The following is a 13,551-nucleotide window of genomic DNA, read 5'->3' as shown; positions in this document are numbered from 1 at the left end:
TGGCAGAACCCGGGATGGCTTGATTAGCCATCCCAAAAAACCTAAACCTAATGGATAAATTTTCTTTAACAACCATCTTCCTGATTTTATTGGGAATGGGCACCTCATTTTCACAGCATGTACCTTTTGTAAGCAGTAATGACTGGGCATTTACGGATGCATTGGGCAGGAAAGTAATAAGCTCTGAAAAGGGTGCTCCAAAACGGGATAAAACCGTAGCCATGTTTTATTGGACATGGCACCAAAGGAAACGACGACACTAGTTATCAAGTTAAGAATATAACCAATATCGTCCGAGAACATCCTGAAGCTATGAAGGATTATGACCATCCGGCATGGGGAACAAAAAAACCTGGTTTCCTTTTTTTGGGAGGAACCTTTATTCGGATACTATAAAACAACAGACCCTTGGGTTTTTGAGAAAGCATGCTGAGATGTTGGCAGACGCAGGGGTGGATGTGGTATTTTTTGACTGTACCAACGGAAGTTTGACTTGGCAAGAATCTTACGAAGCATTGTTTAAAACCTGGGATCAAGCACAAAAAGATGGGGTCAATGTACCTAAAATAGCTTTTCTGTTGCCATTCGGACCTGTACCTCATTCGGCAGTATCATTGAGACAATTGTATAAGGATGTCTATCAGCCGGGCAGATATAAAAATCTTTGGTTTATATGGAAAGGGAAGCCTGGCATTATGGCTTATCCAGATAATTTAGAAAAGAATGGAACCGACCTTGAAATTGCAAACTTCTTTACTTTCAGGCCTGGACAGCCAGATTACGTAGATGGCCCTACAAGGAAAGACCAATGGGCATGGCTTGAGAATTACCCTCAACACGGATATGCACCATTAGGCAATGGGAAATTTGAACAGGTTGCGGTAGGTGTTGCTCAAAACGCAGGACCTTCAACCAATGGGCATTGCTCAGCATTCAACCTTCCGGGAACTTATGGGAGAAGTTTTAGTATGAGAAATGGTTTTGACCCTAGAGTGGATGGTTACCTATATGGCTGGAATTTTCAGGAACAATGGGATCGAGCCTTTGAATTGGACCCAGAACTCGTATTTGTGACTGGTTGGAATGAATATATAGCTGGACAATGGTTACCAAAACATTAATTGGACAGGAGATCCTTTTTCCTTCGTTGATCAATTTGATTGGACTCACAGCCGCGATATAGAACCTAATAAGGGTTGGGGTGACAAAGGTGATGTATATTACCAACAATTGATCGACAACGTGAGGAAATTTAAAGGATTGGACCCTCCAACCCAAAGTTTCTGAAGCAAAGACCATTAAAATTGGAAAAGCAAATGAATGGGATAATGTACTCCCACAGTATAAGCATTATGCAGGTAATACCATGCACAGGGACCACCGTGGAAGATACAGTGAATATTACACCAATAATACGGGTAGAAACGATATTGTAGATGCTCGGGTTGCTAGAGATAAAGACAATGTCTTCTTTTACGTCGAAACAGCGGAAAAGTTGAGTCCGTCCACTGATCGAAATTGGATGATGTTGTTTATTGATGTAGATAGAGATAAAAGCACCGGTTGGAATGGGTATGATTATGTGATTAACAGAATAAATCCCAAGAATAACAAAGCTGTTATAGAGAAAAATATAGCTGGTCGATGGGAGTGGGAATCCGTTGGATCAGCTCCAATATCCATACAGAATAACCGACTTGAAATTGCTGTTTCCAGGTCGTTGTTAAAATTAGAAGGTCAACCTGTAAATTTTGAATTTAAATGGAATGATAATATGCAAGAGAACGGAAATATCATGGACTTCTATGTTAATGGTGATACAGCACCTGGTGGTCGATTTAATTTTGTTTATAAAGCAGATTAGAGATTGAAATGCAAACCTAATTTTTTAACAATAAAACTTATTATGAAAAAGTCAATATTGAGTTTTTCTCTAATTTTTTCATTCACTTTTTTCTCTACTATCAGTTACGCCCAAGTCTTTACCGGAGTAGATGATTTAGGCAGAGTATTGCCTCAGCAAAATGAAGTTGGAGAAAAAAAAGCAGGAAAGCAGGTTGGAATCTTTTATTTTTTGTGGCAAGGCGATAGGGGGTCCCCAACATCTGAAAGAAATTGGGATCTGACCAAACTTTATCAGTATCACCCTGAGGTCTTCCAAGACTTTCATCATCCAAACTGGGGTGGAGGTTCTGCAGGCCCTGGAAAATATTACTTTTGGGGAGAGCCTATTTATGGGTATTATAAAGGCGACGACTATTGGGTACATCTGAAGAATATGCAATTGCTGACGGATGCTCAAGTAGACTTTCTAATATTGGATGCGACCAATCGATTGACCTATGCCCCACAAGTCAGAGCCTTGCTTGCTGCATTAAAAACAGTCAGAGCACAAGGTAAAAAAGCACCTAAGCTGGTATTCTATACCAATACAGCCTCAGCTGATGCTATGCAAGAGATCTACGATACTTTTTATGCGAATACTGCCAAAGACAAAGATGAGGAAAGTTGGTTTATCTTGGATGGAAAACCGTTGATAATTGGACTAGGGAAAGATGCGAAAGGAAGAAACTATGAAGGATTTTTCACTATCCGTGAATCTCAATGGCCCAATGAACCTGAAAAAGTAGATGGATGGCCATGGATAGAGTTTCAACGGCCACAGAAAGTTTATAAAAACCATCGTGGAGAACGCGAGATTATCAATGTCTCTGCTTCGCAGCATCCCAATTTGGATGCTTCAATGGGCGGTTCTGCTTTTTATGGTGCTCCAGGAAATTGGGGACGGAGCTATAGAAAAGGACATCCCGGAAATCCTGATAAAGATATCTTCTTTGGATATAATATCCAAGAACAATGGGATTACGCGCTATCACAAGATGTTCCTTTTGTATTTATAACGGGATGGAATGAATGGATTGCCGGTAAATGGAGCAGATCAGATGAGAAGAAAAACCAAGCTCATTTTGTTGATCAAGCAAATGCAGAATATAGTAGGGATATTGAGCCGACATGGACCGGTGGATTGAAGGACAATTACTATATGCAAATGATCAGTAATATTTTGAGGTATAAAGGCATGGATGCCTCGAAAAAAGTCAAAAGCATGGATAAATTGCCGGAATTGAAAGGGTGGAGTACTATGGAAGATATCTATGTTGACTATATCGGGGATATATTAAAAAGAGACCACCCAGGAGCTCAAAGCGAGCCCACAGTTCAATATAAAAATGAATCTGGTAGAAATGATTTGAAAACCTTAAAATTTGCATCTTCACCCAAAGAAATGGGGTTTTATGTACAAACTAATAATAAGTTATCAGAAAGAAACTCCAACAATTGGATGGTATTATGGTTGAATACAGATGCAAATTACAATTCAGGTTGGTTCGGCTATGACTATCGTGTGGTTAATGGAAATCGGTTGCAGCAATTTAGCAATGGTTTCTGGAAAGAATTTGGAACCGTTGATTTTGTAACTTCTGATAATGAATTACTTATAAAAATCCCTAACTCAACCATTGGGTTGCCAGCTAAAGGCTTTAACATTGAATTCAAATGGTCTGATAATATGATGAAGGATGATCCTTTGGATTGGTATATCAATGGAGATACTGCCCCTGGTGGACGATTGAATTTAACAATTGGAGTAGAATAATTAAAAAAGGCGGTTAAACCAATTGGTTACCCGCCTCCTTTTATAATAGATGTTTGGTTTCTTAACGTAAATCCACTACTTCAAACCCAGGATATTTTGCTTTGTTAAACTGAAATGCAGTATTAGCAATAGGACTATTTACATATAATGTGTTGATGGTATAGGTATATTTTGCACCTGATTTATCAAATATAGTCACATCATGGATATGTGTGTTTTTGTTTACACGAACTTGAATTTTTGAGTAGTTACTCTTCGTATCTTCTGGTGTTAAATCAATAGCGGTTAATTTACCCGCTGAACCAGCTGATTCACTCTTAGCAGATCCAATTTTATATCCATTTTTGTAAAAAGTGAATATGTTATTAGGACCAATTGCTTGGCTGCTATTGTCAGCATCTGAGACCTGTACTTCCTTATCTTGTTTCAGTACGGACCACGTGGATTTTCCATCAGAAATTAAATCCTGAGATGGTAAAGTAATCTTATACTGATTTGCAGTTTTATTTAAAAACAATTGTCCTTTGTCAGTATAGTTTTCACCATTGCTTTGTGCTGCTTTGAATGTAAAGTCTGATTGAATGGTGCTATACCCATCATATTTTTTGGACACCTGATCCAAAATTGTTTTGGCATTTTGCCCGAATGCAAATGTTGCACTGAATAAGGCAACCAATAAATACATAAATTTCATCATCATTAATCTTTTCTTAATGTTTCCAAATACTGTTCCAATGAATACTCATCAGGATAGAGCACTTCGCGTGCCTTACTGCCTTCAAAAGGACCTACAATACCTGCAGCTTCCAATTGATCGATGATTCTTCCAGCGCGGTTATAACCTAATTTTAATTTGCGCTGAATTAATGATGTTGAGCCTTGTTGATGCATAACGATTAACCTTGCAGCTTCTTCAAACAACTGATCTCTATCGGCAAGATCGAAATCCGCTAGTCCTGAACCTTCACCATTTTCATCCACATATTCTGGCAATAGGTGGGCTGAAGGATATCCTCGCTGCGAACCGATGAAGTCAGAAATCTCATCCACTTCTGGTGTGTCTACAAAAGCACATTGGATACGGGTCAGGTCGCTACCTGTTGAAAGCAACATGTCACCTCGACCAATCAATTGATCGGCACCACCGCTGTCCAAAATTGTTCTGGAGTCAGTTTTCGAAAGAACCCTAAAGGCAAGTCGTGCAGGGAAGTTAGCTTTAATCGAACCAGTGATAACATTCACAGATGGTCTTTGGGTTGCAATGACCAAGTGAATACCAATGGCACGGGCTAATTGTGCAAGACGAGCAATCGGAGTTTCAATCTCCTTACCTGCTGTCATGATCAAATCGGCAAACTCATCAATTATAAGAACTATAAATGGTAAGAATCGATGACCCTCCTCAGGGTTTAATCTGCGATTGATAAATTTTGCATTATATTCTTTTAAATTCCTTACTTGAGCATTTTTTAATAGATCATATCGTTGATCCATCTCAATACAAAGGGAATTTAAGGTATTTACTACTTTCTTTGTATCCGTAATAATTGGTTCATCTTCATTCGGTAGTTTCGCCAAAGAAATGTCTTTCAATCTTCTTAAATAAAGATAATTCTACTTTCTTAGGGTCAACCAAGACAAAACTTTAATTCTGCCGGGTGTTTTTTGTAAAGTAATGAGGTAAGAATAGCATTAATACCTACTGACTTACCTTGACCGGTAGCACCAGCAACTAGTAAGTGAGGCATTTTTGCCAAATCGGCAATGAAGACTTCATTCGAAATGGTCTTTCCTAATGCAATAGGCAAATCCATATCCGATTTTTGATATTTCTCAGTCGCTAAAATGGACTTCATCGAAACCATTTCAGGACTTGAGTTTGGAACTTCAATACCGATAGTCCCCTTACCAGGCATAGGAGCAAATAATACGGATTCCTAAGGCTGCTAAGCTTAAGGCAATATCATCTTCCAAATTCTTGATCTTTGAAATACGAACCCCTGGTTTTGGGATAATCTCATATAACGTCACAGTCGGACCTATGGTCGCCTTGATATGTTCGATTTCAATACTATAGTTTCTAAGGGTCTCAACAATTTTGTTCTTGTTGGCCTCCAATTCTTGTTGATTGATCGTGATTTTGCCAGTTCCATAGTCTTTCAATAAATCCAATCCTGGATATTGATAACCTGATAGATCAAGCTTAGGATCGTATTCTCCAAATTTTTCCACCAAATCATTTGCAGAAATTGGTTTTTCTTCAATGACTTTCTCTACCGTTAATGCCGGCTCTGGCGCTACTTCTGTGCGTTTTTCAGGAACAGGAGGAGGATCGATACTCAATTCGATTTCCTTCTCTTGATTCTCAATGAAATTTGTGTTTGGGTTAATAGTATTAACATTTAAAGGAAGTGAAACCGTATTGTCCTCTTCCTTCCTCTTCAGCTTTTAATTCCATTGTGCCCACCTCATCTTCCTCATCTTCAGGAATAGAGTAGGTATCTGAATCAACAGTTTGTTGGTGGTTTTGCCTTATTTTGTTGTTTACAGTCGTATAATTGGTTTCATCCTCTTCATATTCCTCATCCTCATCATCTACTTTTTTAGATTGGAACGAGAATTTAAGGTCGTAATTGTAAAGCAACACCAATGCCGTTAAAAATACGAACACCAATAAACCGCCGGTACCAACAGTTCCGATTTGATTCTTAAGAATTTGATTGGTCCAAAATCCAAATTTCCCTTCAAGGATATGAGGTGTATTAGAAATAAAGTCTTGTGCAAATCCTAAAGTTACCGAAAGGATAATGATGGATATTAAAGAATATAATACCGTTTTCCAGACAGGCAGGAGAGATCTTTTATAAAGGAATTTATAGCCAATAACAAATAGGATCAGGATAAATAGAAAGGACGCTACCCCGAACCACTCATAAATAAATTGATTAGCTAATAAAGCACCAAATTTTCCCAATTTATTTTGAACAATGGGGGTGTCGATAGTTTCATCATTTATTTCTGAGGAAGTTTGCAATAAAGTGCTCCAACCACCATTACTTTGGGCAATATAACTTTGATCTGTCTGCACGTGAATAAATAGAAACAAATGCAACTGTAAATAATCCAGAAAGTAATAAAAGAAATAAACCTAATATTTTCAAAGCCTTTCTTTGACCTTCAGAAAAATTGAATTGGTCAAAGGACTTGGTTTTAACCCTTTTTTTGATATGAAATGGTAGTGTTTTTCGCCTTTTTAGTCCCAGTCGTGCTGCTACCGTTTTTAAATGTATTTAATTTAGCCATTAATATGACGTGATTTTCGTTACTACAAACTTAAAAAAAAATGAGAGAATGTTAGTCTTCCTTGATTTGAATTCTCTTTTACTGTAGCAATAAGCTTTCCAATTTCGTTGTATCTTTGAATATAAAGAATATAATACAAGAATGAATCGATTAAATAAAAATTTGCTTGTCACTGTTTTTCTTTTCATGACAATCCTGGTTTGTTGGCTGCTCAAAAGACGAGTTAAATGGTTCACCTGGAAGAACTTAACCAACAAGATTTTGCTGGAATTTCCGCATTTAATGCTATCGAAGGCACTGAAAACCTACAGTTATTGGTAGATGATAAAGTCATCAACAGAACAGATGAGAATTTTCAAACTGGAGGTTATTTAAATCCTAGAACAATTTTTCCAGGCGATAGAAAATTAAGTCTCATTAGTCCGAAAGGCCATATTTATTACAAAGGGGGAATAAAAACAGTTGCTTCTAAATTTTATAGCATCTTCTTTTATGGTCAATTAAATGCTACTGTTATGACTGCGGAGGATGATTTTATTAAACCTGCAAATGGAAAGCAGAAAGTGAGAGTAGTTAATTTAGTTTCGGAAGGAAATCTTAAATTAAGTTATAACTATTTGAACTCACAAGAATCCTATGATTTTAAAGAAAGAGTATTAGCTTATAAAGAATATGCATCCAATGAAAAAATAACTTTTAATTTATCATCAACAGACGGTAAATATGAAGCTGTAAAGTTTGAGTTTGATGGTGATGACCAATCGATCAATACCATTGTTTTCTATACGGATATCAATAAGGAAACATCAAAACGAGAAGTAAAATATAAAATCATAGAAAATAAATAACTTGAATAGCCATAAAAAAAAGCCTGTAACATTTTTTGGAGGGCACTGAAAAAGTCTCAACTTTTTAATGAGATTTAAAGAAATGACTGAGTACAGGATTTATCTTACTCGGTCATTTTTGTTCTAGGGATTTCTGAAAATTTGTTTTTTAATGGTTTTATTGAAGGTTTAATCGACCATGAGTGGCTATTTAGGCTTTCAGAATCTCAAATCCATTGATTTTGAGGTAATATTCCTCCTTTTTAGATCAATTTCAGGATTCTTTTCAAGTTTACCGTGAAGATGGCCATTGCACCCTGCATTTCCATATTTTGGATGCCATAGGAATCTGCTCTTCCATAACCATGGACATTCTTGAGCTCACTGTTCTTTGCCTCGATCTTATACCTTTCCTTAGACTTGCTCCGGTAATGATAGGTTTGCTGGAAAGCCATCTGCCTCTTTATGGAGTTCGGATTTAATGGTTATCGAATAGGTCTTTGTTTTTGACCCATCCTTATAACATCCTTCCCTGAGAGGGCAAACCTTACATCTATCCACATCGAAGTAATACGTGTCTGCTTGATTTTTACCTATGTTCTTTTTGCCCTGACGGGCCTTCCGGATTGCTAGATGGCCAGCCGGACAGACAAACATCCCCGCATCTTTATTGTAGTGAAAGTGATCGCTTTCTTTCCTGGATCCCTGGCTGACTGCCGGTTTCAATTTAGCGATGATATCAATGTTCTGTTCTTTTGCCAGCCGTAGATTGTCCTTTCCAGAATATGCGGCATCGCCTATAATCGTGTCCACTTCCATTCCATTCTGCTGGCTGATCTCCAATAATCGGGGCAGTTCCGGACCATCACCTTTCTCGCCTGTAGTAACGACCGCTGCTGTGATGATGCGTTCCTCGGTCATTGCCAGATGTGTTTTATAGCCAAAGAAACTACTGTCCATTGATTTATGTCCAAGTCTGGCTTCACCATCTTTTGAGAGCAGATAGTATTCCTTTGTGTCCTCGATGGTTTCTTTCAACAGGTTCAACTTCTCTTTTACAGCCGGTATTTCACTGATAGATTGATCCTGATCCAGCACTCTCTGTAATTCCCTGCAATAGGCAAGCTCTTGGTCCAGGTCGTTGGACTCGTTCTTTTGTGGTAGGCGCCCTTTGTAGTCCTCATCGATCTGATATATTGCTTTCCTCAACAGCTTGGATCGTTCCTTTAGCACTCCCTGTGCTGTGTATGGGTTCGATCTGGAATGGGTATGTGTGGCATCTACGATGATGGACCTTGATTTTATAATACCCTTTTCAAGAGCGATCGTTACGGTCTTATTGATCAACAGGTTCAACAGGTCCATGTCCTTTAACCGTAGCTTACGGAATTTGGTGAGCGAACTTGGATTGATCACATCCTCCTCAGGGGCCATTTCCAGAAAGTATTTAAAGGACATGTCATATCTGGAACGATCAACGACATCAACATCCGAAACGGTGTAGATCGTCTTTAACAGAAGGTACTTGAACATCTTGATGGGGCTCTCTGCTGTACGCCCATTGGTCTGGCAATACTTCTCCAAAAAGTTCCTCATGTATGAAACTGAAATCGATAAGATCGTTGATTTTGCGAAGTAGATTGTCTTTTGGAACAATGATATCGTACAATCCCGAATAGGAACTGAACTGAATTTTTTGTTGGGTAGAAAGCATCCTGATGTCCGTTAAAGCCTACTTTAAGATACGAAAAAAGGAGCAGAAAACTGTTGTTTTCCACTCCTTTTTTAAGCCCATTCTAAAAGGGGACTTTTTCAGTGCCCACATTTTTTGCTACAGGCTTTTTTTATGATTTGAATATTGTTATTCAACAGTAATTAGATAGTAATTCTTTTTACCGCGCTGAGCAATCAAATATTTACCATTAATAAGTTGATCGGTATTAACCACCAACTCAATGTCATTTAATTTTTCACGGTTCAAAGATACACCACCACCTTGCAACATTTTCCTTGCTTCTCCTTTTGAAGAGAAAACTTGGGTTTCTACCGCTAGTAGATCCAAAATGTTGATTCCTGCGTTCAATTTTTCTTTTTCAAGTTGAAATTGAGGAACACCATCAAAAACTTCCAATACAGCTTCGTGATCAAGATTAGCTAAGAAACTTAAATCTCCATTTCCAAATAGGAATTCAGAGGTTTTAACTGCAGTCTCATAGTCTAGCTCCGAGTGTGTACGGATTGTGATATCTTGTGCTAAAGCTTTTTGGACAATTCTCAAATGTGGAGCCGCATCATGTTCAGCGATCAATGCATCAATTTCTTCTTTTTGGTTTTAATGTAAAGATCTTGATCCAATTTTTTGCATCATCGTCAGTTGCATTCAACCAGAATTGATAATATTTATAAGGAGAAGTTTTCTTGGCATCTAACCATACTGCTCCTGATTCTGTTTTTCCAAATTTTCTGCCCGTCTGATTTCTTGATCAACTGTGTTGTTAATCCAAAGACATTTCCTTGCTCTAAACGACGAACAATCTCACTTCCTGTTACAATGTTTCCCCATTGGTCAGAACCGCCCATCTGTACTTTACAGTTGTGGTTTTTCCAAAGATAATAGAAATCATAACCTTGAATTAATTGATAGGAGAACTCAGTGAAGGAAAGACCATTTTCGCCTTCCAAACGTTTCTTTACAGAATCTTTGGCCATCATATAATTCACGGTAATCAGCTTACCAACATCACGGATAAAATCCAAGAAACTGAATTCCTTGAACCAATCGAAGTTGTTCACCATTTTAGCATCTGTTTCACCTTCACCGAATGTTAAGAATTTGGTGAGTTGATTTTTCAACGCTGCCACATTGTGATTTAACGTAGCTTCATCAAGAAGGTTACGTTCTGCTGATTTGAATGAAGGGTCTCCAATCATCCCTGTAGCACCACCAACCAAGGCAATAGGCTTATGGCCTGCGTGTTGGAAGTGAATAAGAGTCATGATTTGAGTTAAATGACCAACATGTAGAGAATCGCCCGTTGGGTCGAAACCGATATAACCCGCTACTTGTTCTTTGTTTAACAATTCTTCTGTTCCTGGCATGATGTCTTGAAGCATGCCTCTCCAGCGTAGTTCTTCTACAAAGTTCATAATATACCCTTAAGATTTTTATTTAAGTTGCAAAGATACGAGATTAAACTGTATCTTTCAGATATTAATGATTAGTAATTGCGGATGAATTTTCTTTCTCATTTTTATTTTGAAAGGTTTGCTACTGTTCCCGAAAGAGTATTGGGTTCGTTGCTGCCAGACTTATTGAAAAATGTAGATAAATCCTATGTCTTCCATCCCCAAAGATTCGAAGAACAACTCTTTGCTCATCCCTTGAGCATGGAAATTTCCGAAGGATGGTACCGACATGTCGAAGTAGATAAACTCTTCCATAGCAGTGAGTTTTTTATCTCACATTGCCACCATCTAAAGAGAAAATTAGACCCAGTTTTGGAAGGTACGCCTATTCGTGGAACTTTCATGGCACATATAGCCGTGGAACTTATGCTTGACCATTTGCTGATAAAACATCAGTTGGTCAATGTAGCTCGTCTCTATGAACATCTGGAAAACATTAACCGACCAATACTGAAGGGCTACCTCAAAACTATTGGTGTTGAAGACATCGATGGATTCATGGCCTTTTACGATAAGTTCTTGGAATGGCGCTATATTGCGAATTATAAAGATCTGAATGAAATATCAAAACCACTTATAAACATTTCGAAAAGAGTATGGACTTTCGATACACCCGAAGGAATTCATGAAAAATTAACCGATGTGTTGGTATCTTATTGTGATGTAGAGATGCGGGATTTTAAAGATATCTACACATATATTCATGATAACTTAATGTATTTGTCATAATTTTTTTCACTTTTGTTACTTGTCCAATAAATTAACTAAATATGGCTAATAGACTTTTCCGAAAGAAAAGCGTAGATCAGATTCTTTCAGACGCTGAACATGGCGGTTCTGGATTAGCAAAAATTTTAGGAGTACGGGATTTAGTGTCCCTTGGTATAGCTGCCATCGTGGGCGCTGGAATTTTCAGCACCATAGGTCTTGCAAGTTATAACGGCGGCCCGGCAGTGTCTCTACTCTTTGTTTTTGTTGCTTTTGCTTGTGTGTTTACAGCACTTTCATATGCGCAATTCGCCAGTACAGTACCTGTATCTGGAAGTGCTTATACCTATGCATATGTAGCATTCGGTGAATTGTTCGCATGGATCATAGGATGGGCACTCGTCCTCGAATACGCAGTTTCCAATATGGTAGTTGCAATTTCATGGTCACAATATTTTGTTTCCATGCTCGAAGGATTTGGGATACATCTGCCCAAATGGATGACAATGGCACCAGGTTATGCCCTAGATGCTCAACAAAAATTCCTAGAAGTAGGGATAGAAAACATGGAGAAAATTGATAAAGTTGCATTAGAAGCTTATCAATCTGCTCCTAGAATTCTAGATATTCCAATCATCCTCGATATCCCTGCTGGATTGATAACATTCTTTGTTACCTGGTTGGTTTATATAGGGATCAAGGAATCTAGGCGCGCCAGCAATATCATGGTATTAATCAAAATAGGGATTATTTTGGCCGTGATTATAGGCGGTATATTCTTTGTTAAACCTGAAAACTGGGTGCCATTTGCACCGAATGGGATTGGAGGTGTGATGAGTGGGGTAGCCGCGGTATTCTTTGCATTTATTGGTTTTGACTCCATATCTACAACGGCTGAAGAATGTAAAAATCCACAACGTGATTTGCCAAAAGCAATGATTTATTGTTTGTTGATTTGTGCTGTATTGTATGTGGCCATTACATTGGTATTAACCGGTATGGTGAATTATAAAGAACTGAACGTAAAGGATCCATTGGCTTATGTATTCGAGTATGTAGGGTTTGACCATATGGCCGGAATTATTTCTGTAACTTCCGTGATAGCTATTACGAGTGCATTGTTAGTCTTCCAATTGGCACAACCAAGGATTTGGATGACCATGAGTAGGGACGGACTGCTTTGGAAAAAGTTTGCAACTATCCATCCAAAATATAAAACTCCATCATTTGCAACTATAGTTACCGGTATTGTTGTCGCTATTCCAGCATTGTTTTTTAAAATGGATTTCTTTGTCGATTTAACTTCCGTAGGTACATTCTTTGCATTTATTTTAGTGTGCTGCGGAGTGCTGTATATGGATTATTCTGGTATATCAAAGAAGTCTAAATTCAAAGTTCCTTACATCAACGGTAAATATATTGTAGGCATTAGTTTGATTATAGGATTGGTTCTGGCAATTCGTTTCAGTGGAGAATCTATTTCTGATTGGATGAGCATGGGATCATCGGCTATATTGCTGCATAAATCGTTGGTTATAGTGTTTTGGTTAGCTTGGTTGGTTCTGAGTGTGATGAGCTTTAAATACAATTTCTCCTTGCTGCCGGTTATGGGGATTTTAATCAACTTATATCTGATGTCAGAATTGGGTGCCAGCAACTGGATTATCTTTATCCTGTGGCTGATCGCTGGATTAGTGATCTATTTTGGATATGGATACAAACATTCGAAGCTGAGAACGAGAGAAGATTAGTAAATTAGACGATAGACGATAGACAATAGACATTAGACATTAGACATTAGACATACACTAAAGGCTAGGGGCAATGTCATTAAGTTAAGGGAATTTAACAAACATGCCACACCTACGG

8 protein-coding genes and 3 pseudogenes are annotated in these 13,551 nt (G+C 38.1%); 7 read left to right on the top strand and 4 right to left on the bottom strand.

From position 1 onward, the window contains the following. Positions 1 to 50 precede the first annotated feature (50 nt). The 4 genes from FGL31_RS23855 to FGL31_RS18325 all read left to right on the top strand — a co-directional run bounded on the left by FGL31_RS23855 (position 51) and on the right by FGL31_RS18325 (position 3,658). Complete coding sequence (locus FGL31_RS23855) at positions 51 to 263, top strand: hypothetical protein (RefSeq protein WP_197734315.1); 213 nt, start codon at positions 51 to 53, stop codon at positions 261 to 263. A gap of 153 nt (positions 264 to 416) precedes the next feature. After that, positions 417 to 1,121 carry a hypothetical protein gene (locus FGL31_RS23850; RefSeq protein WP_197734314.1) on the top strand — a complete coding sequence of 235 codons (705 nt, stop codon included), beginning with the start codon at positions 417 to 419 and terminating at the stop codon, positions 1,119 to 1,121. Positions 1,122 to 1,366: 245 nt separating this feature from the next. Further along, positions 1,367 to 1,864: a hypothetical protein gene (locus tag FGL31_RS23845; RefSeq protein ID WP_197734313.1), complete on the top strand. Its 498-nt coding sequence runs from the start codon at positions 1,367 to 1,369 to the stop codon at positions 1,862 to 1,864. A 42-nt stretch (positions 1,865 to 1,906) separates the two neighbouring features. Then, positions 1,907 to 3,658, top strand: coding sequence for a hypothetical protein (locus FGL31_RS18325; protein ID WP_138093599.1), 1,752 nt, complete (start codon positions 1,907 to 1,909; stop codon positions 3,656 to 3,658). Between the two features lie 61 nt (positions 3,659 to 3,719). Here the strand turns inward: FGL31_RS18325 and lolA1 are convergent, their stop codons facing one another. Together lolA1 and FGL31_RS28335 are read right to left on the bottom strand one after the other, a co-directional pair. Then, on the bottom strand, positions 3,720 to 4,358 hold the full coding sequence (lolA1, locus tag FGL31_RS18320) for an outer membrane lipoprotein periplasmic chaperone LolA1 (RefSeq protein ID WP_099370030.1): 639 nt from the start codon (positions 4,356 to 4,358) through the stop codon (positions 3,720 to 3,722). Beyond that, positions 4,358 to 6,885 (bottom strand): annotated as a pseudogene (locus tag FGL31_RS28335) (FtsK/SpoIIIE family DNA translocase). The gene lolA1 and the pseudogene FGL31_RS28335 overlap by 1 nt, the downstream one beginning before the upstream one ends. 303 nt (positions 6,886 to 7,188) lie before the next feature. Between FGL31_RS28335 and FGL31_RS18310 the strand changes: the two are divergent. Then, on the top strand, positions 7,189 to 7,809 hold the full coding sequence (locus FGL31_RS18310) for a DUF4397 domain-containing protein (protein ID WP_138093596.1): 621 nt from the start codon (positions 7,189 to 7,191) through the stop codon (positions 7,807 to 7,809). A gap of 242 nt (positions 7,810 to 8,051) precedes the next feature. On the opposite strand, the pseudogene FGL31_RS18305 reads toward FGL31_RS18310, so the two are convergent. Together FGL31_RS18305 and tyrS are read right to left on the bottom strand one after the other, a co-directional pair. Continuing rightward, positions 8,052 to 9,502 (bottom strand): annotated as a pseudogene (locus tag FGL31_RS18305) (IS1182 family transposase). A gap of 147 nt (positions 9,503 to 9,649) precedes the next feature. Then, positions 9,650 to 10,935 (bottom strand): annotated as a pseudogene (tyrS, locus tag FGL31_RS18300) (tyrosine--tRNA ligase). An 84-nt stretch (positions 10,936 to 11,019) separates the two neighbouring features. Between tyrS and FGL31_RS18295 the strand changes: the two are divergent. Both FGL31_RS18295 and FGL31_RS18290 read left to right on the top strand, forming a co-directional pair. Next, on the top strand, positions 11,020 to 11,703 hold the full coding sequence (locus tag FGL31_RS18295) for a hypothetical protein (RefSeq protein WP_099370034.1): 684 nt from the start codon (positions 11,020 to 11,022) through the stop codon (positions 11,701 to 11,703). Positions 11,704 to 11,744: 41 nt separating this feature from the next. Beyond that, complete coding sequence (locus tag FGL31_RS18290; RefSeq protein WP_099370035.1) at positions 11,745 to 13,433, top strand: amino acid permease; 1,689 nt, start codon at positions 11,745 to 11,747, stop codon at positions 13,431 to 13,433. Positions 13,434 to 13,551 lie beyond the last annotated feature (118 nt).

The sequence above is a fragment of the Sphingobacterium daejeonense genome (assembly GCF_901472535.1).
GTDB classification, from domain to species: Bacteria; Bacteroidota; Bacteroidia; order Sphingobacteriales; family Sphingobacteriaceae; genus Sphingobacterium; species Sphingobacterium daejeonense.
Note: the sequence above shows the minus strand (reverse complement) of the source record. Positions and strands in the feature narration are given on the sequence as shown.

Coding starts and splice junctions, on each gene's coding strand:
- FGL31_RS18325 (WP_138093599.1), top strand. CDS start 1,907: ATGAAAAAGTCAATATTGAGTTTTTCTCTAATTTTTTCATTCACTTTT.
- FGL31_RS18295 (WP_099370034.1), top strand. CDS start 11,020: ATGAATTTTCTTTCTCATTTTTATTTTGAAAGGTTTGCTACTGTTCCC.
- FGL31_RS18290 (WP_099370035.1), top strand. CDS start 11,745: ATGGCTAATAGACTTTTCCGAAAGAAAAGCGTAGATCAGATTCTTTCA.
- FGL31_RS23845 (WP_197734313.1), top strand. CDS start 1,367: ATGCACAGGGACCACCGTGGAAGATACAGTGAATATTACACCAATAAT.
- FGL31_RS23855 (WP_197734315.1), top strand. CDS start 51: ATGGATAAATTTTCTTTAACAACCATCTTCCTGATTTTATTGGGAATG.
- lolA1 (WP_099370030.1), bottom strand. CDS start 4,358: ATGATGATGAAATTTATGTATTTATTGGTTGCCTTATTCAGTGCAACA.
- FGL31_RS18310 (WP_138093596.1), top strand. CDS start 7,189: ATGGTTCACCTGGAAGAACTTAACCAACAAGATTTTGCTGGAATTTCC.